This is a genomic window from Frankia alni ACN14a, assembly GCF_000058485.1.
Classification (GTDB): domain Bacteria; phylum Actinomycetota; class Actinomycetes; order Frankiales; family Frankiaceae; genus Frankia; species Frankia alni.
On record NC_008278.1, the window covers coordinates 4,332,693 to 4,349,263 of the forward strand.

The 16,571-nt window shown below is 72.2% G+C and carries 20 protein-coding genes; 8 read left to right on the forward strand and 12 right to left on the reverse strand.

Features of this window, described 5'->3' with window-relative positions:
• The gene (locus tag FRAAL_RS17630) at positions 1-1,020 is read right to left on the reverse strand and encodes an LLM class flavin-dependent oxidoreductase (protein ID WP_011605155.1); all 1,020 of its coding nucleotides are present in this window, start codon (positions 1,018-1,020) and stop codon (positions 1-3) included.
• 412 nt (positions 1,021-1,432) lie between these two features.
• Between FRAAL_RS17630 and FRAAL_RS17635 the strand changes: the two genes are divergently transcribed.
• The gene (locus FRAAL_RS17635; RefSeq protein WP_011605156.1) at positions 1,433-1,870 is read left to right on the forward strand and encodes a nitroreductase/quinone reductase family protein; all 438 of its coding nucleotides are present in this window, start codon (positions 1,433-1,435) and stop codon (positions 1,868-1,870) included.
• A 66-nt stretch (positions 1,871-1,936) separates the two neighbouring features.
• Here the strand turns inward: FRAAL_RS17635 and FRAAL_RS17640 are convergent, their stop codons facing one another.
• Positions 1,937-2,764 (reverse strand): SDR family NAD(P)-dependent oxidoreductase, encoded by an 828-nt coding sequence (locus tag FRAAL_RS17640; RefSeq protein ID WP_011605157.1) that lies wholly within the window; start codon positions 2,762-2,764, stop codon positions 1,937-1,939.
• Complete coding sequence (locus FRAAL_RS17645; RefSeq protein ID WP_011605158.1) at positions 2,761-3,828, reverse strand: dihydrodipicolinate reductase; 1,068 nt, start codon at positions 3,826-3,828, stop codon at positions 2,761-2,763. The genes FRAAL_RS17640 and FRAAL_RS17645 overlap by 4 nt, the downstream gene beginning before the upstream one ends.
• 259 nt (positions 3,829-4,087) lie before the next feature.
• Here FRAAL_RS17645 and FRAAL_RS17650 point away from each other — a divergent pair, with 259 nt between their 5' ends.
• A complete protein-coding gene (locus FRAAL_RS17650) occupies positions 4,088-4,732 on the forward strand; it encodes a DsbA family oxidoreductase (RefSeq protein ID WP_041939436.1) in 645 nt (214 codons plus the stop codon).
• 433 nt (positions 4,733-5,165) lie between these two features.
• On the opposite strand, the gene FRAAL_RS17655 is transcribed toward FRAAL_RS17650, so the two are convergent.
• Positions 5,166-5,597, reverse strand: coding sequence for an Hsp20/alpha crystallin family protein (locus FRAAL_RS17655; RefSeq protein WP_011605162.1), 432 nt, complete (start codon positions 5,595-5,597; stop codon positions 5,166-5,168).
• A 151-nt stretch (positions 5,598-5,748) separates the two neighbouring features.
• Here FRAAL_RS17655 and FRAAL_RS17660 point away from each other — a divergent pair, with 151 nt between their 5' ends.
• Entirely contained in the window at positions 5,749-6,087 is a 339-nt protein-coding gene (locus tag FRAAL_RS17660; RefSeq protein WP_011605163.1) for a MerR family transcriptional regulator, read from the forward strand.
• 124 nt (positions 6,088-6,211) lie between these two features.
• Here FRAAL_RS17660 and FRAAL_RS17665 read toward each other — a convergent pair whose 3' ends face one another.
• The 5 genes from FRAAL_RS17665 to FRAAL_RS33565 all read right to left on the reverse strand — a co-directional run bounded on the left by FRAAL_RS17665 (position 6,212) and on the right by FRAAL_RS33565 (position 10,022).
• Positions 6,212-7,147, reverse strand: coding sequence for an alcohol dehydrogenase catalytic domain-containing protein (locus FRAAL_RS17665; RefSeq protein ID WP_041939437.1), 936 nt, complete (start codon positions 7,145-7,147; stop codon positions 6,212-6,214).
• A gap of 154 nt (positions 7,148-7,301) precedes the next feature.
• Positions 7,302-8,087 (reverse strand): SDR family NAD(P)-dependent oxidoreductase, encoded by a 786-nt coding sequence (locus FRAAL_RS17670; RefSeq protein ID WP_011605165.1) that lies wholly within the window; start codon positions 8,085-8,087, stop codon positions 7,302-7,304.
• 23 nt (positions 8,088-8,110) lie between these two features.
• Positions 8,111-8,968, reverse strand: coding sequence for an SAM-dependent methyltransferase (locus FRAAL_RS17675; RefSeq protein WP_011605166.1), 858 nt, complete (start codon positions 8,966-8,968; stop codon positions 8,111-8,113).
• Positions 8,969-9,231: 263 nt separating this feature from the next.
• Positions 9,232-9,765 carry a type I pantothenate kinase gene (locus FRAAL_RS30535; RefSeq protein ID WP_011605167.1) on the reverse strand — a complete coding sequence of 178 codons (534 nt, stop codon included), beginning with the start codon at positions 9,763-9,765 and terminating at the stop codon, positions 9,232-9,234.
• A complete protein-coding gene (locus FRAAL_RS33565) occupies positions 9,720-10,022 on the reverse strand; it encodes a type I pantothenate kinase (RefSeq protein ID WP_011605168.1) in 303 nt (100 codons plus the stop codon). Before FRAAL_RS33565 ends, FRAAL_RS30535 begins: the two co-directional genes overlap by 46 nt.
• 235 nt (positions 10,023-10,257) lie before the next feature.
• On the opposite strand from FRAAL_RS33565, the gene FRAAL_RS17685 reads away from it, so the two are divergent.
• On the forward strand, positions 10,258-11,145 hold the full coding sequence (locus FRAAL_RS17685) for a LysR family transcriptional regulator (protein WP_041939438.1): 888 nt from the start codon (positions 10,258-10,260) through the stop codon (positions 11,143-11,145).
• Positions 11,146-11,155: 10 nt separating this feature from the next.
• Positions 11,156-11,749 carry an AAA family ATPase gene (locus tag FRAAL_RS17690; protein WP_011605170.1) on the forward strand — a complete coding sequence of 198 codons (594 nt, stop codon included), beginning with the start codon at positions 11,156-11,158 and terminating at the stop codon, positions 11,747-11,749.
• A 36-nt stretch (positions 11,750-11,785) separates the two neighbouring features.
• Here the strand turns inward: FRAAL_RS17690 and FRAAL_RS17695 are convergent, their stop codons facing one another.
• Complete coding sequence (locus tag FRAAL_RS17695) at positions 11,786-12,445, reverse strand: NAD(P)H-binding protein (RefSeq protein WP_011605171.1); 660 nt, start codon at positions 12,443-12,445, stop codon at positions 11,786-11,788.
• 139 nt (positions 12,446-12,584) lie between these two features.
• Positions 12,585-13,514 carry a Rieske (2Fe-2S) protein gene (locus FRAAL_RS17700; RefSeq protein WP_011605172.1) on the reverse strand — a complete coding sequence of 310 codons (930 nt, stop codon included), beginning with the start codon at positions 13,512-13,514 and terminating at the stop codon, positions 12,585-12,587.
• 236 nt (positions 13,515-13,750) lie between these two features.
• Here FRAAL_RS17700 and FRAAL_RS17705 point away from each other — a divergent pair, with 236 nt between their 5' ends.
• The 3 genes from FRAAL_RS17705 to FRAAL_RS17715 all read left to right on the forward strand — a co-directional run bounded on the left by FRAAL_RS17705 (position 13,751) and on the right by FRAAL_RS17715 (position 16,154).
• Positions 13,751-14,473: a DNA alkylation repair protein gene (locus FRAAL_RS17705; protein ID WP_011605173.1), complete on the forward strand. Its 723-nt coding sequence runs from the start codon at positions 13,751-13,753 to the stop codon at positions 14,471-14,473.
• A 93-nt stretch (positions 14,474-14,566) separates the two neighbouring features.
• Positions 14,567-15,055, forward strand: a complete 489-nt coding sequence (locus tag FRAAL_RS17710) for an SRPBCC family protein (RefSeq protein ID WP_011605174.1) — start codon at positions 14,567-14,569, stop codon at positions 15,053-15,055.
• 118 nt (positions 15,056-15,173) lie between these two features.
• On the forward strand, positions 15,174-16,154 hold the full coding sequence (locus tag FRAAL_RS17715; protein WP_011605175.1) for a slipin family protein: 981 nt from the start codon (positions 15,174-15,176) through the stop codon (positions 16,152-16,154).
• Here FRAAL_RS17715 and FRAAL_RS30545 read toward each other — a convergent pair.
• Entirely contained in the window at positions 16,142-16,558 is a 417-nt protein-coding gene (locus FRAAL_RS30545) for a hypothetical protein (RefSeq protein WP_050997162.1), read from the reverse strand. The two genes, FRAAL_RS17715 and FRAAL_RS30545, sit on opposite strands and share 13 nt — an antisense overlap.
• Between the last annotated feature and the right edge of the window lie 13 nt (positions 16,559-16,571).

Below are 16,571 nucleotides of genomic sequence, written 5' to 3' on the forward strand. Positions count from 1 at the left end.
TCAGGCGAGCTGGCGCCAGGCGTCGGCGAGGGCGGCGAAGCTGTCCCGGCGGCGGTCCCGGTCGAGGTTCGGGGTGACGACGACGATCTCGTCGACCTGGGCTTCCTGCTTGAGCTCCAGCAGCCGCCCCGCGACGGACTTCGGCGCACCGGTCACCATCCGGCCGTCGTCACCGCGGGCCGCGCGGAACTGGGGCGAGCGGGCGAACGCGCGGATGTCGTCGGGGCGCAGCGGCTCGCGGATCCCGCGGGTGATGTTCTGGATCATCAGGGTCCAGGCGGCCTCGAACTCGCCGATCGCCTCCTCGTCGTCGCTGGCGAAGGCCAGCACGGACATCGCCGCGTACGGCGTCGCGCCGTCGGTGCGCGCGGTGAACTCGCGCCGGTAGGCCCGCAGCGCCTCCACGGCGAGATCCGGGCTCATGTGGTGCGCGAACACCGCGCTCAGGCCGTTGACGGCGGCGAAGCGCGGGCCGTACGGGCTCGACCCCAGCACGAACAGCTCGGGCCGCTCCTCGACCAGCGGCGCGGCCACGAGCTGCGCGTAGGGATGGCCGGCGGGGAAGCCGTCACCGAGGAACGCCAACAGCTCGCCGACCTGCCCGGGGAACTCCGCGCCCGGGTCGCCTGCCACCCCCCGGCGCAGCACGTGGGCCGTCAGCGGGTCGGTTCCCGGGGCCCGACCGAGCGCGAGGTCGATCCGCCCCGGGTACATCGCCAGCAGCGTCCGGAACGTCTCGGCGACCTTGAACGGCGCGTGGTTGGGCAGCATGATGCCGGCCGCGCCCACCCGGATGCGGGACGTGTGCGCGCCGACGTGGGCCGTCAGCAGCTCCGGGGCGCTGCACGCCAGGCTGGTCATGTTGTGGTGCTCGGAGACCCAGTACCGCCGGTAACCGGCCGCCTCGACGGCCTGGGCGACGCTCACCGCGCCGGCGATCGCGGCGCTCGGGCTCTCGCCGTGCTCGATCCCGACGAAGTCGAGAACGGCCAGCGGAAGGACGTCGTCAGCAACACTCACCCTCAGGTCAATTCCCCGTCCCGCGACCGCATTCCCGCCGCCGCCACCCAGGTGCGTGCGGTCGACGACGCCGCAGTCGCGGCCGGCCCCCTCCGGGGTGGGCGGGTTGCGGCACGTCCAGCCCGGCCCGAGCCCGCAGACCGTGCACGACGCACCGCATCCGAGCAGCGCAGCTGACGTCCCGCGGCACCGCCGGGGCGCAGCGAGTCGGCGGGTACCCCGCCGTCCGACCGCGGGCCGGACGTCGGGCGGCGGCGGGCCGGACGGCGGGCGCCGCCGGGAGGAAGGTCCCGCGGAGCCGGGTCCGGCTCGTCCCGTATTCAGAATGCCCGGCCGAGCGACCACGTGCCCCGACCGGGCGACGCATCAGCCCGATCGTCGGGTCACCAGCTGGGAAGAGAAAGCGGACACGATGAGCAGGAAGACCTTCACCGCCCAGGACATCGAGGACTACATCACCGAGTACCGGGCCACCGGCGGCAAGCCGACCGGCAGGTTCGCGGGGCCCACCCGGCTGCTGCTGCACAGCGGCCACGATGCCGACGGCACGCCGCACATCGTGCCGTTGAGCTACTTCGCCGACGCCGACGCCGACCGTTGCGTCGTGCTGGCCATCAACGACGGGCTCGACGAGGATCCGCGGTGGCTGCGGCACCTGCGCGCGCACCCGGAGGTCACCGCCGAGATCGGCAGCGACACCGTCCGGCTGACGGCCACGGAGATCCTCGGTGAGGAGCGCGACGCCATCTACGCGCGCCACGCCGAGACGTTCCCGATCCTGCTGGAGTTCCAGTCGGCGACGACCCGGGTCATCCCGGTCGTCGCGCTCACCCCGACCGGCGGCGCCTGACCCACTCGACGCCGCCGTCGCCGCCGCCTCGCTCCGCCCTCCTGGCCGGGAGCGAGGCGGCGCCGGTCAGTCGCCGAGGGCGGCGGCGCTCGCCGTGTCGGGCATCTCCAGGTGGCACGTGAGTCCGCCGTCGATCGGCAGCAGGACGCCGGTGATGAACGAGCCCTCGTCGGAGGCGAGGAACACCGCTCCGCTCGCGATGTCGCTGGACAGGCCAAGCCGAGGCAACATGATCGTCTTGCGGACGGGCGCCATCAGCGCCTCGTTCGCGACCATCTTCGTCATCTCCTCGCCGCCGGTGTTCGTGAAGCCGACGATGATGGCGTTCGAGCGGATGCCGTACTGGCCGTAGTCGACCGCGATCTGCCGGGTCAGCGAGTTGATCGCACCCTTGGAGGACTGGTAGCTCGGCCGCCCGGTGATCGACAGGACGCTGGAGGCCGCCGAGATGTTGATGATCGCGCCGCCGCCCGCCGCGATGAGGTGCGGGATGGCGTACTTCGCCGCCCAGAACGTCCCGTACAGGCCGATGCGGACGATCTCGTCGAAGACCTCGGTGCTGACGTCGGCGACCTTGGTGTCGGGCCGTCCCGGCCCGGTGAGGTGCGTCGCCGCCGCGTTGTTGACGACGGTCGTCAGCGAACCGTAGGTCGACACCGCCAGCTCGACCGCCGCGCGGACGTCGTCCTCCGACGCCGCGCTGCCGGCGGCGAACGTGACGTTCTCCCCGCGGGCCTTCGCCTCCTGCTCGATCTGCGAGCCGGCGTCCACCGAGCGGCCGGTGAAGACGACGGACGCGCCCTCCCGGGCGAACCGCTCGACGAACTCCCGGCCGATGCCCCGCGTGCCGCCCGTGATGAGGGCGACCTTGCCGGACAGGCGCTGCGCACTCATGACTGCAGCGCCCCGGACACCACGCCGACCGGCGCGGGCAGGTCGAGCACCGTGACCCAGCCGGTCTTCTGCGTGGCGGCGACGCCGGGCAGGCAGGCGACCGCGCGCGCGGCGTTGAGGGCGGCGACGTGGTCCGGACCGTCGTGCGAACCGGGCAGGCCGAACTGCAGCTCGATCGACGGGCTGCCCTCGACGACGACGCGCCAGTTGGGCTCGTCGTCGTCCTGGCGCCAGTCGTCGCCGAGGCCGAGCACCGCGCTCTGCTCGTTGACGAGCTCGTAGAACGGCTTGCCGTTGGAGTAGGCGGTCAGCGTCCACCGGGCCCCGGCGACGTGCCCCTTCGGGATGTGAAGGCCGCTGGGCTGCAGCGTGAGGTCCTCCGGCGCCGCGCCGAACTCCTTCTTCGTCAGCTTGGTGCCGTCGTACGGAATGCCGAGGGCCCGGGCGACGATCTGCGCGGACTGGCCGATGCACCACTGCCAGGACGCGTCGGCGAAGGAAAGCTCGCCGTCGAGGTCCACCTTCTCGGGGATCTCCTGGCCGAAGCCGAGGAACTCGCCGAGCTGGAAGGCCGACGGGTAGTGCGGGACGTGGTCCTTCTGCCAGGCGCGCACGTACGTCACGTCGGCGCTGTAGCCGGTGGCGAACAGCGGCAGGACGTCGCTGATCAGGCCGGGGATGTTGCCGCCGGCGATCAGGGCGGAGCCGCCCTCCTCGCCCGCGGCCTGAATCAGGTCGTACGAGGGTTCGCTCGGCAGGAACCAGCCGCCGTGACTGGAGTAGACGCTGGTGCCCGCGCGCATGAACCGCGCGATCAGCTCCGGCTGCCAGTCGATGCCGTGCCAGGCGAGGACGTCCGCCTTCAGCCCGATCAGCGCGTCGACGTCGCGGGTGGCGATGACGCCCGTGGGGGCGATCCCGACGATGTCGCCGGCGTCCTTACCATCCTTGTCCTCGCTGTGCACGAGAACACCGACGAGTTCGAACGCCGGGTTGCCCTGCACGAGCCGGACCACCGTGCTTCCGACCCCGCCGGTGTAGCCGACAACCACCCGTAATGCCATGCGTCGCCTCCGCGTTCACCTCTGCGCGTCCAACCGGACGTGCCGAGGGTCACACGCGTCGGCCAACCCAGTCAATCGACGGTCAGGAAGCTGAACACTTGTACAGCACCCGGAATCTCCCCGTCCGGCGCGGTGTTCACCTCCGGCGACGGTGGACGGCAGGGTCGCCGGTCGGGCCTGGTGCGCCCGCCGGCCGCGGGGTGGCAGCAGGTCGGCGCCCCGCGACGGGCCCGCGACGAGGAGGGTGACGGTCGGACGCATGCGCGTGGACATCTGGAGTGACGTCGTCTGCCCGTGGTGCTACATCGGCAAGGCGCGCTTCGAGCAGGCCCTGGCCGGTTTCGCGCACCGCGACGAGGTGAGCGTGGTGTTCCACTCCTACGAGCTGGACCCGACGCTGCCCCGCGGCGAGTCCGGCCCCCTGCGCGAGGCGCTGGCCGCCAAGTTCGGGCGCCCGGTCGAGGAGGTCGCCGCGATGGAGAACCGCGTCGCCGACGCCGCCCGCGGCGAGGGGCTGCAGTACACCGCCGACCGGCTCAGCGGGAACACCTTCGACCTGCACCGGCTGCTGCACCTGGCCACCGACGCCGGCCGGCAGGCCGAGGCGGTCAGCGCCCTGAACGCGGCCCACTTCGGCGCGGGCCGGCCGGTGTTCGACGCCGAGACCGCCGTCGAGGTCTTCACCGCCGCCGGCCTCGACGCCGCCGAGGTCCGCCGGGTCTGGAAGGGCGACGACTACACCGACGCGGTGCGCGCCGACGAACGCGCCGCCCGCGACCTCGGCATCACCGGGGTACCGTTCTTCGTCCTCGACGACGCCTTCGGCGTCTCCGGCGCGCAGCCCGTCGAGCTGTTCACCCAGGCCCTCGACCAGGCCTGGGCGCACCACCGGGCCGCCGTCTGAAGGCAGGTCTGGCCCCGGGTAAGGGCGCCCGGGGCCAGACCTGTGCGCGAGACGACGTGCTGAGGGAATCTCCTTGGGTCGTGAGTAGTGGCTAGGTCTCCCTTCGCCGTGCTGCTGCCTCGATGTCGGGGTTCGGGCTGCTGGGCGGCGCCCGCTGCCCGGCTCTGCGTTGGGGGCGTCGGGCGACCGGCGGTCCGGACGGGTGCGGGTGGGGACGGCACGCGGTCGGCGGTGGTCCCGGCGACGCTGGGCCCGGCACGGGTGGCCGCCCTGGCCTGCCCGTCGGAACGTCGCTGTCCCACCCGGCCGAGATGATCGCGTCGAACTCGGCGTGCAGCAGGTCGGGGTCGGCGCAGATCAGGTCGGCCAGTTGTGCCTCGACCGGCCGGACCGGCGCCGGCCCCGGTGGGGTCGTCATCGGTCCCGCCCCGGCTCAGGCGTGGATGGCCCGGCGGTCGTCGCTGGACGTCTCGATCGCGATCTTCCGGGGCTTGGCCTTTTCCGCGACCGGGATCCGCAGGGTCAGCACGCCGGCGTGGTAGCTGGCGGTGATCTTCTCGGTGTCCAGGTTGTCGCCCAGGATCAACTGGCGGCTGAACACTCCGCGGGGCCGCTCGGCGACCAGGACCTCGCGGTCTCCTCGCAGGGCCGGGCGTTGCGCCCGCACGGTCAGCACGTTGCGCTCGACGTCCAGATCCACGCTGGCGGGGTCAACCCCGGGCAGATCGAACTCCGCCACGAACTCCTCGCCGTCGCGCCAGGCGTCGATCGGCATCCCGCTCGGCCGGGCCACCGTGCCCAGGGTGCCGAGCACCTGCTGGCTCAGCCGATCCAGCTCCCGGAACGGGTCGGTGCGCACCAACATCGGAACTCCACCTCCACGATCACGATCTTGTAGACCAGCACGTCAGGTCATCCACTTATCTGTGGCTGCTGACATAGATTTTGTATAGCACCGGTGGCAGACTGAGGCAAGACCCCGGCCGGCCGTCCGGGCGAGTCCCTGGAGGCGCCCCGTGAGCCCGTCCGACGTCGACCCGGCCCAAGGGGTGTACGGGATCTCGGTGGCCGCCGATCTGGTCGGGATGGACCCGCAGAGCCTGCGCGCGTATGAGCGGCGCGGGCTGCTGGACCCGGCCCGCACCGGCGGAGGGACCCGCCGCTACAGCAGCGACGACCTGGCCCGGCTGCAACGGATCGGGCATCTACTCGCCGCCGGACTGAACCTCGCCGGCATCGCCAGGGTGCTCGAGCTGGAGACCGAGAACGCACGGCTGCGAGCCGCACTCGAGCTGACTCAGGCGGCGGACGTGAAGCCACCACCTCGGCCGGACCGCCCTCGAGCCACGGACTGAGGCAGGACCGAGGCAGGACTAGGGCAGGAAGGCCGCGCCCGCGACGCGGACCGGCGCGGTGACGCGGACTACCCGTCCAACGGACTACCCGTCCAACGGACGGCCCGTCCAATGGACCGCCCGTCTAACGGACCGCCACGGTGCGCCCCTCGGCCTCGCCCCGGCGCAGGCGCTCGAGCCCGTCGGGGATGGCGTCGAAGCCGACGGTGGAGATGACCGGGTCGAGCGCGCCCGAGGCCAGCAGCGCATAGACCGCGACCAGGTCCTCCTTGGTGGCGCCGAGGGTGCCGCGCAGCTCCAGGCGGCGCACCACCAGGTCGACGATGCTGATGGTCGTCTCCGGCCGGCCCGCGCCGACCTGCACGACCCGGCCGCCGGGGCGGGCCGCGCTCAGGGCGAGCCGCGTGGTGCCGACGCCGGCGAAGTCGAACACCACGTCGAGGTCGAGGCCGGCGAACCGACCGGCGTCGGTGGTGAACGACGCCGCGCCCAGCAGGTCAGCCGTCGTCGCCAGCTCGGCCCGCACGTCGGTGACGTGGACCTCGCCACCGAGCAGGACGGCCACCCGGGCGCCGATCTGACCGAGGCCGCCGAGCCCGATCACGCCGACGCGACTGCCGCCGGCCACCTCGCCGACCGCGCTCACCGCGTGGTAGGCGGTCGCCCCGGCGTCGGTGGCGGCGGCGGCCTGCGCGTAGTCGACCCCGGCGGGCACCGGCACGAGCTCGTCGACCTGCGCCAGCGCCCGCTCGGCGTAGCCGCCGTCACGGCCCACCCCGGGACCGTCGTGCAGGACCGGGGCGATGCCGACCCGCTCGCCGACGGCGAAGCCCGTGACGCCGGCGCCGAGTTCGGCGACCACCCCGGCGATCTCGTGGCCGAGCACGATCGGGAGGTGCGACGGCATGCCCGGCACCTCGCCGTTCATGAAGGAGATGTCCGTGTGGCACAGCCCGGCCGCGCGAACGTCCACGACCACCTGGCCGGGCCCCGCCACCGGGTCGGGAAGCTCCACCGGCCGCAGGGGCTCCCCGGTCGCCACGAAATGCCACGCCTTCATCACGGTTCTCCTCGTCACGCGCCGCCCGCAGCGGTGGGAACTGGCCGCCTGGCGCCCCTATTCCCACTGGTGGGAGGGCTGACCCGGCCTCAGGGAGGCGGACGGGACGCGAGCTGACCAGGCGGCCGGGCGGGGGCTGACCGGCGCGGGCGGATCAGGAGTAGAGCGGGAAGCCGCCGGTGACCTTGAGCGTCTCGCCGGTGACGAAGCCGCCCTCGGCCGAGCACAGGTAGATCAGCGCCGCGACGATGTCGGCGACGCGGCCCTGGCGGTGGATGAGCTGGCGCTGGTCGATGATGTCCCGGACGAGCTCCGCGGGCAGGTCGGCCATCGCGCTCTCGGTGTCCATGAGCCCGGGTGAGATCGCGTTCACCCGGATGTTGTCGGGCGCGAACTCGGTGGCGAAGGCGACCGTCAGGCCACGGACGGCCAGCTTCGACACCGCGTACGGCGACGTCCCGAGGTGCGACGCCATCGACGAGATGTTGATGATCGACCCGCCGCCCCTGGCCGCCATCGACGGCCGGGCGGCCAGCGAGCAGTTCACGACGCCCATGACGTTCACGTCGAACAGCTCGCGCACGTCGTCGCGGGCCAGCGTCTGGAACGGCAGGTTGTACCGGGTCAGGTGCCGGCCCGCATTGTTGACCAGGATGTCGATCCCGCCGAAACGCTCGACGGCCGCAGCGACCGCCGCGTCGACGGTGTCCTCGGCGGCGACGTCGCACCGCACGGGCAGCACCGGGTGGCCGGCCTCGGTCAGGGCGGCCGCGGAACGTTCGGCGGCGGCGGCGTCGATGTCGGCGAGCACGATCGAGGCCCCGCGTTCGGCGAGTTCCCGGGCGAACGCGAGGCCGAAACCGGCCGCGCCGCCGGTGATGAAGGCGACGCGGCCGTCGAAGCGGCGGGCGGGCTCGTGGGTGCCTGACGGTGCGGTCATCGCATGAACCTCCGGCGCGGGGACTACGGCTTGCGGGCGACTGCGCCGTACGTGCCGACCTGAGCGTCGGCCAGTCCGTCCGTGGTGCCGTCGGCCCGCCAGCGCAGGACGTTGACCAGGCCGGGGTCGACGAACTCGAAGCCCTCGAAGAAGCGGAGCACCTCGTCGCGGGAGCGCAGGCGCGTCGGGATGCCCTGCTGCCGGTAGATCTCCGCGGCCGACTCCGCCTCCGCCGGGGCGAAGTCCGCCGTGCCATGCGTGAGCGACAGGAAGCTGCCCGACGGCAGAGCATCCGTCAGCGTACGGACCAGGCCATGCGGATCACCCTCGTCCGGGATGAAGTGGAGCATTCCGATCAGGGACAGGACAATGGGCTGCGTCAGGTCGAAGGTGTCACGCACCTCGGCGGAGGCCAGGATGCGTGCGGGGTCGTGGAAGTCGGCGTCCACATACGCGGTGCGACCCTCCGGGCTGCTGGTCAGCAGCGCCCGGGCGTGCACGAGCACAATCGGGTCGTTGTCGACGTAGACGACCCGGGAGTCCGGCGCGAGCTCCTGGGCGACCTCGTGCAGGTTCGGGCTGGTGGGAATGCCGGTCCCGATGTCGAGGAACTGCCGGACGCCCGCCTCCCTGGCCAGGTAGCGGGTCGCCCGCAGCATGAACGCCCGGTTCTGCTGGGTGGTGTTCTGGACGTCCGGGAAGACACTGATGATCTGCTCGGCGGCGGCCCGGTCGGCCGGGAAGTTGTCCTTCCCGCCGAGGAAGTAGTCATAGACCCGCGCCGAATGCGGGATGTCCATCTTCAGATCGGCCGCGATGAATCTCTGCGCCGCGGGAACATCCCGTGCCGCGCTCGACACCTCGTCCTCAGCCGTAGCCACCGCGACCGCCCTCTCCCCGTCTGACGCTCGTCAGACGCTCCGTGGACCTCACCTTAGCGGTCAAATCGCCCACAAGCAGTCATGGGTTCGGCCGTCCGGGGAGCCGGGCTCCCGCTGGGGAGAGGCTCTCGCGCACCTGCGCCCCGGACCGCCGTTTCGGTCGCCCGCACAGGGCCCGCAGCCCGGTCCGCCGTATGCGCCCTGACCTGGGATTTCACGCGCTACCGTGCCCGCTTCGGAGCCCGTGCTCCCCCGCGGAGGTGTCACGCGGGCACTGCGGGTACCTCCGTGACGCGGAACCGGGCCCTGATCATCGTCGTGATCACGGGCAGCGCGCTGGCCGCCGCGCTGGTCGTGGCGTCCCCGCTCCCGCGTACGAGCACCTCCCGCACGGCGTGATCGGAACCCTTGCGCACGATGACGTCGGCCCGCTCCCGGGTGGGCTGGATGTTCTCGACCAGGTTGACCTCGTTGATCTCCCGATAGCGCCTCGTCGCCTCCTCGGCGATCTCGGTCGCGGAAAGGCAGGCGTACCGACGAAGATGCGCGGGAGGATTTCCCTGTGCCGTCCGCAGGAGTGTCCGCAGGCGAGCCACATACCACCGGCGCAGATCGTCGAGGTCGGCGTCCACATACAGGGTGAGGTCGAAGAGGTCGTTGAGGTGCACTGCCGGGCCGCGGCCGTCCGGGCCGCGACACGACTGCAGCACGTTGAGACCTTCGACGATCAGGATGTCCTCCCGGCCCACCGTCACCGACCGGCCCGGCACCACGTCGTAGTGCTCATGCGAGTACACGGGACTCGCACCTGCCGGCCCGCCCTCGCCGCCGTGAGGAACCGCAGCAGCGCCGCCTGGTCGTACGACTCCGGAAATCCCTTGCGATCCAGGATTCCGCGCCGCTCCAGGACCAGGTTCGGCTGGAGAAATCCGTCGGTCGTGACGCTGCCCGTGCTCGGGGCCGCCGGCCGGCGGGACAGCAGCTCGCCCAGCCTGCGCGCGATGGTGCTCTTTCCGACGGCGACCGGCCCGGCGATCCCGATGAGGAAGGGCATTGTCGGCTCTCTCCCCGGTCCTGGCTGTCCGCCGTCGCACTGTCGGGGTCGGCACCCGCCCGGCGGCACCCGGGCAGCCGTGGCCGGGACCCGGGTCCCTGGACACGCCGCCTGCGAGGCCGCGGACGGGTTGCCGCCACGCTTCCGATTCCGTGCACCGTCATCGTGCGGCGAATCTGGACCCAAGTCAATCGACGGGTTTTATCGAGCTGACCCAAGTGATAGCTTGGGTCAGGTGACCCTCGAGGATCTCCGGGTGTTCGTCGCCGTCTGTGCTGCCGGCAGCCTGGCCAGCGTCGCCCGGGACAGCTCCCGATCCCAGTCCGCCGTGAGTCAGCACGTGAAGCGGCTCGAGCGGGCGACGGGCCTGACGCTCCTCGAGCGGCAGCCGCGCGGAGTGGTGGCGACGCCCGCCGGTCGGCTGCTGTACCTGGCCGCCCTGAGCGCCACCGCCTCGCTGGACGACGCACTGCAGCACCTGGACGACCTTCGCCGCGGCGTCGGCGGGGCCGTCCGGATCACCACCGGCGGTGTCACCGTGCGGCACTTCATGGCCGAGGCCGTCGTCGCGTTCCGTGCGCGCTATCCGAAGGTGACGCTGGAGTTCCACGCGGCGAACTCGACCCAGCACTGTGTCCAGATCCTGCAGGCGGGCCAGGTCGACCTGGCCTGGATCACGCTGGGTCAGCCGCTGCCCGGCATCGAGCAGCGATCCGTGATCGACCTTCCGTGGGTGCTCGTCGTGCGCCCCGACGACCCGCTCGCGCAGCGCGCCGTGATCCGGCCGGAGGATCTGGGCCACATCAGTTACATTGCTCAGCCCGAGAACTCGACCTCGCGTCTGCGACTCGAGGAAAGCCTCGTCCGACTCGGCGTCAGCCCCCCGGCACCGGCGGGAATCGCCGACTGGGACACGGCCCTTCTCCTCGCCGAACTCGGCACCGCCCCGGCCATCCTCCCGGCGCTGCCCGGACCCACGTCGCTGCCGGAAAGCCGTACCAGGACGATCCCGATTCCCGCTCTCACCCCACTCGCCGTGGGCTGGGCGGCCCGCAGCTGGCCGGCGCTGTCGCCCTACGCCACCGAGTTCGCCGACACCGTCGCCGCCACCCTGACGCCGTAGACTGCGCGGCATGTCGCAGGGTCCCGAGCGCGACCTTTACGTCGTCACCGGCATCTCGGCCAGCGGAAAGTCGACGGTGGCCCGACTGCTTTCGGACCGCCTCTCGCCGAGTGTTCTGGTCGAGGGCGACGTGCTGCGGGTGATGGTCCGCAACGGTCGCGAGGAAATGACCGCCCAACCCACCGCGCCGGCTCTGGCCCAGCTCGATCTGCGGTATCGACACGCCGCCATGATCGCCGACTCCTGTAGTCGGGAAGGGTTTCACACCGTCGTCGAGGACGTGATTGTCGGCCGACTCCTGGAGACATTCCTGTCGTACCTGCGAAGCCGTCCGCTGCGGCTCGTGATCCTGGCTCCCGACGTCGACGTGGTGCGACGACGAGAGGCAGGGCGCGACAAGGTCGCGTACGGCACCCGGTGGAGTCCCGCCCAGCTCGACGCGGTCCTGCGCACCGAGACCCCGCGCGTCGGCCTCTGGCTGGACAGCGGTGCGCTGACGCCGGAGCAGACGGTCGACGAGATCCTGCGCCGCCGCGACGAGGCCCTGCTGCCGGACCCGGCCCCGAGCCCGGACCCGGGCCCGGGCTCGGGCTCGGCGGCGTAGGAGGCGGGAGTCGGGCGCCGGGTGTCGCCGCGGGACCTACGCCTCGAGGACGACGACGACGTCGCGCTCCTTCGCGTCGACGAGGACGTCACAGACCCGCTCGCCGATGACGTCGGAGCCGAGCATGCCCGGGCCCGGCTCGCCGGGCTGGCCGAAGCCGTGGACCATGGCACGGATCATGACCTCGCGAACCAGCACCTCGCTGGCGCGGGCCTCCCGCTCCAGGTGCCGGTAGAGCATCCGCTGCGCGGCCTGGGCCATCGACACCACGCCCATCCCGCGGGCCGGGATGTCCGCCATGCCGCCGCCCATGCCCAGGTAGACCGCGCCGGCCGACAGTGCCGGCAGGAAGGTGGTCGCCGCGCTCAGGTGCAGCCGCAGGTAGGGGCCGAGGTGGTCGTCGGCCTGCTGCCAGGTCGTCGCCAGGACCGGCGTGGGCGTCCACGGGATGTTCACGGCGACGACGACGGCGTCGGCCGAGGCCAGGTCCAGGCGCGCCGCCAGCTCGGCCGCCCGCTCGGCGTCGGCGACGCTGCCCACGACGGTCTTGACGCCGGCGAACTCCTCGGGCAGAGCGTCGAAGCCGACGGTGTCGCGGTCGACGGCCGTCACCTCCCAGTCCCGCTCGCGGGCTGCGGCGACGATGCCGCGCCCGACGTTTCCGGTCGCGCCGACGACGATGAGGGAGAAGGCCATGGAGGAAACCTAGCGAAGGATGCCGTCAGGTGTCCGAAGCAGCACAGGGGCAGGTCTCCGCCCGATGCCGGGCACCGGACACCCGACGGCCCGACGGCCCGACGTCGGACGTCGGACGTCGGACGCCGGACGCCGAACCTCAGCCGACCGGTACCCGGTCGGGTGAGGGACCGACGGGGTTGGCGCGCAGGGCCCGGACCTCCGAGCGGCGCAGCTCCACCCGCCCGCCGCGCTCGCGGACCTCGTAGACCGGCTGCGGGCGGGTCGCCGGCCCCTGGACGACGTCACCGGAGGTCAGAGCGAACCGGCTGCCGTGCCAGGGACACTGCACGCAGTCCCCGTCGCGGTCGCCGTCGCTGAGAGGGGCGCCCCGGTGGGTGCAGCGGTCGTTGATCGCGACGATCCGGCCGTCGACCCTGGTCAGCAGCACGGGCACGCCGTCGACCTCGACCTGCCGCAGCGCCGTGGTGACCTCGCCGGCCGCCAGTACGTCCGTCCAGTCGGCCGGGCCCCGCTGGAACGCGGTGGTGTCCACCCCCACCCCGAGCGCGTAGGCGAGATGGCCGCCCAGCCACCCACCGACCCCGAGGGCGCTCGCCCCGGCGAGGCTCGCGGCCAGCCCGCTCCCAGCCACCCCGCCCTTAGCCACCCCGCTCCTGCCATTACGCCGCTGCCACCAGGATGCCGTGTAACACCCGATACCGACGATGTTGCAGGCGGCGTGCACGAGCCCGACGCGGCGTTCGGCGCCGTCGGTGTCGAGCCAGTCCGACCACCCGGCGACCGCCGCGGGACCGGCGGACAGCAGCCCGAGCCCGATGAGCCGCCGCGCGGCCGGGCGCAGGGCGGACCCGCCGGTGACGTCGAGCAGGGTCGCGCTCAGCAGCGTCCCCGCCGGCACGATCACGGCCGCGGGGTGCAGCGGATGCCCGAGTGCCCGGCCGCTGAGCAGATCGCGCAGCCGCGGCGAGCGAAGCGCCTTCGACCAGAACGCGTGGGCGCGCCCGGCGACCGCATCGAGCGCCTGCTCCCGTTCGAGCCGATCGAGTACCCGTTCGGACCCGCGCATACCTACCTCTTCTCGCCAGATTCCGCCACCCTCGGCGGCGGCGCCGCTGCGCGGCGCGACCGGCGAACTACCCGCGTCCGCGTCCCGCACACGCCCCCGGCCCGCCAGGTCCCGTGGGCGGCGGCGATGGCTACGACGTTCGTGCCGGCGCGGTCGCCCGACGCGAAGAATCCCGCGGCCACGATCGCATCCCCCCGCGAGCGGCCTGCCGGTCGTGGCGGGCACCATGTCAAGCCGTGGCGGGAGAGCGTGACGCAGCGGTCGACGGCGCGGTCGACGGTGGGCTGGTGGCGGGGGTGCGGGCCGCGCTCGCCGGCGCCGCCGACCCGGCGAAGGCACCGGGCATGCAGGCGTACATGAAGTCGGACATGCCCTACCGCGGCGTGCCGAAGCCCGCGCGGGAACGGGTGCTGCGTCCCGTCTTCGCCGCGCGGACGTTGCCGGACCTGGCCAGCTGGACGGCGACCGTCCTCGCGATCTGGCGGGACGCGGCCTACCGGGAGGAGCGGTACGCCGCGATCGACCTGACCGGCCATCGCGCCTACCGCCCCTACCAGCGGGCGCAGACGCTGGACCTGTACGAAGAGATGATCACTACCGGCGCCTGGTGGGACTATGTGGATGAGATCGCCGCCCGCCGGATCGGACCGCTGCTCGCCGTCGACCCCGCCGCGATCCGCCCCGTGATGCTGCGCTGGAGCCGCGACGGCGACCTGTGGCGGCGCCGCACGTCGATCATCTGCCAACTGTCGTTCACGACGGCGACCGACCTCGAACTGCTGTACGCCTGCATCGACGCCAACCTCGACGACCGGGACTTCTTCATCCGCAAGGCGATCGGCTGGGCGCTGCGCCAGTACGCCCGGACGGACCCGGCGGAGGTCCGCCGCTTCGTCGGCGCTCGCGGCCAGGCCCTGTCGTCGCTGTCCCGCCGCGAGGCGCTGAAGAACATAGGCTGATCCGTCGACCAGAGCCCCACGAGCGACGAGAGCCCCACGAGCGACCAGAGCCCCACGAGCGACGAGAGCCCCACGAACGACGAGGACGACGTCATGACCGTGTCCGTCATAGACACCGGACCGCACCAGATCAGCCGGTCGGTCCTGGTGGCCGCGCCGGTGAGCGACCTGTTCGCCATCGTGGCCGACCCGCGCCGGCACCGCGAGCTCGACGGCTCCGGCACGGTGCGGGCGACCGTCTCCGGGCCGCCGCGGCTGGCCGCGGGGGCGACCTTCTCGGTGAACATGAAGGCCTTCGGCCTGCCCTACCGGATCACCAGCAGGGTCACGGCGTTCGAGGAGGACCGCCTCATCGAATGGCGGCACCCGGTCGGCCACCGGTGGCGCTGGCAGTTCAGCCCGGAATCGAACGGATCCACCCGCGTCACCGAAACCTTCGACTACAGCGGAATGGGACGCATCAAGGCCACCATTCGCTACTACGACCTCATCCGCGCGCCGAAGGCCAACGCGGCCGGCATCGAGGCGACCCTGACCCAACTCCAGGCCCGTTACGCGCCGCCCGGCCCGACGACCACCTGACGGCACCGTCGGGACGTCCCGAAGGGTGCCGATCGGAGCGTAGAGTCGGCAGTGACCGGGACGACGACATCCCACCCTTTCGAGGTGCCTGCCACACCGGCGAGGCAATGAGGCTGTCATGGGTGTTCTGATCGCCGTGCTGGTGGCGGTGGTAGTCGTGGTCCTGGTTTTTCTGGCGGCGAGTGTGCGCCGGGTGGAGCAGTACGAAAAGGGCATCGTGTTCCGGTTCGGCCGGGCGCTGCCGGCGGTGCGTGGCCCCGGCCTGAACATGATCCTTCCGGGTGCGGACCGCATGGTGAAGGTCCCCATGCGCACCGAGGTCCTCGGTGTTCCCGCCCAGGGCGCAATCACCCGGGACAACGTCACGCTGACGGTGGACGCGGTGGTCTATTTCCGGGTGATCGATCCGATGAAGGCGATCGTCAACGTCCGGGACTATCGCAACGCGGTGTCGCAGGTCGCCCAGACCTCCCTGCGGTCGGTCATCGGCCGCGCCGATCTCGACACCCTGCTGTCGGACCGCGAGCAGATCAACCTGCAGCTCAAGAGCGTCATCGACGCCCCCACCGAGGAGCCGTGGGGGCTGCGGATCGAGCGGGTCGAGGTCAAGGACATCGCCCTGCCCGACTCGATGAAGAGGTCGATGTCGCGCCAGGCGGAGGCGGAACGTGAGCGGCGTGCCCGGGTCATCGCCGCCGACGGCGAGTTCCAGGCGTCCCGCAGGCTGTCCGATGCCGCCGAGGCGATGGCCGCCACTCCCGGGGCACTGCAACTGCGGCTCCTGCAGACGGTCGTCGACGTCGCGGCGGAGAAGAACAGCACCCTCGTCATGCCGTTCCCGGTCGAACTGCTGCGCTTCTTCGACCACGCCAACACCTCCGCCGCCAACGTCTCCGCCACCAGCACCCCCACGGCCACCAGTGCCCCCACTGCCGCCGACACCACTGACACCACCGCCGCCGGCGCGGTGCGCACCACCGAGGCGAGGGACATCGTGGGAAGCGCGGAACCCCTGGGCGCACGTGGCAGGCTCCGCCGGCCATCGACGGCGAACGACGCGCCGACCCACAACGGAGCGGGTCCCGCTCAACCCGTGTGATCAGGCGGCGCGACGTTGATCCCGTTGCTGCGCAGGCAGCCGGCCAGCGCGAGCAGTTCGTCGTTCTTCTGGGCGAGCTGGTCGGGATCCTGCTTCCCGCGCTCCTGCACCACGCCCGCCAGAATCCCGGCGCACGCCTTGTCGGCCGTCTGGAACGCGACCGACGAGGTGTCGACGCCCTGGTACAGCGACGCGGGATTGCTCGGCTGCGGATCCGGTACCTGGACTCCGTTGTCCCGCATGCACTGGGCGTAGGACAGCATCGGATCGCCGGTCGGGCTCGCCGCCGAACCCGGCGCCGCCGAGGCCGCCGCCACCGGATTCCCGCCGGCGTCGTCGCCGCTGCCCGAGCAGGCGACCAGCGCCAGCAGCGGGAGGAGCAGGAGGAGCAGACGTCCGTTCATGAGTCGTGTCATC

Coding starts and splice junctions, on each gene's coding strand:
- FRAAL_RS17700 (WP_011605172.1), bottom strand. CDS start 13,514: ATGCGCGGGTCCGAACGGGTACTCGATCGGCTCGAACGGGAGCAGGCG.
- FRAAL_RS17665 (WP_041939437.1), bottom strand. CDS start 7,147: ATGAAGGCGTGGCATTTCGTGGCGACCGGGGAGCCCCTGCGGCCGGTG.
- FRAAL_RS17650 (WP_041939436.1), top strand. CDS start 4,088: ATGCGCGTGGACATCTGGAGTGACGTCGTCTGCCCGTGGTGCTACATC.
- FRAAL_RS17715 (WP_011605175.1), top strand. CDS start 15,174: ATGGGTGTTCTGATCGCCGTGCTGGTGGCGGTGGTAGTCGTGGTCCTG.
- FRAAL_RS17695 (WP_011605171.1), bottom strand. CDS start 12,445: ATGGCCTTCTCCCTCATCGTCGTCGGCGCGACCGGAAACGTCGGGCGC.
- FRAAL_RS17690 (WP_011605170.1), top strand. CDS start 11,156: ATGTCGCAGGGTCCCGAGCGCGACCTTTACGTCGTCACCGGCATCTCG.
- FRAAL_RS17710 (WP_011605174.1), top strand. CDS start 14,567: ATGACCGTGTCCGTCATAGACACCGGACCGCACCAGATCAGCCGGTCG.
- FRAAL_RS30545 (WP_050997162.1), bottom strand. CDS start 16,558: ATGAACGGACGTCTGCTCCTCCTGCTCCTCCCGCTGCTGGCGCTGGTC.
- FRAAL_RS17645 (WP_011605158.1), bottom strand. CDS start 3,828: ATGGCATTACGGGTGGTTGTCGGCTACACCGGCGGGGTCGGAAGCACG.
- FRAAL_RS17670 (WP_011605165.1), bottom strand. CDS start 8,087: ATGACCGCACCGTCAGGCACCCACGAGCCCGCCCGCCGCTTCGACGGC.
- FRAAL_RS17655 (WP_011605162.1), bottom strand. CDS start 5,597: ATGTTGGTGCGCACCGACCCGTTCCGGGAGCTGGATCGGCTGAGCCAG.
- FRAAL_RS33565 (WP_011605168.1), bottom strand. CDS start 10,022: ATGCCCTTCCTCATCGGGATCGCCGGGCCGGTCGCCGTCGGAAAGAGC.
- FRAAL_RS17635 (WP_011605156.1), top strand. CDS start 1,433: ATGAGCAGGAAGACCTTCACCGCCCAGGACATCGAGGACTACATCACC.
- FRAAL_RS17640 (WP_011605157.1), bottom strand. CDS start 2,764: ATGAGTGCGCAGCGCCTGTCCGGCAAGGTCGCCCTCATCACGGGCGGC.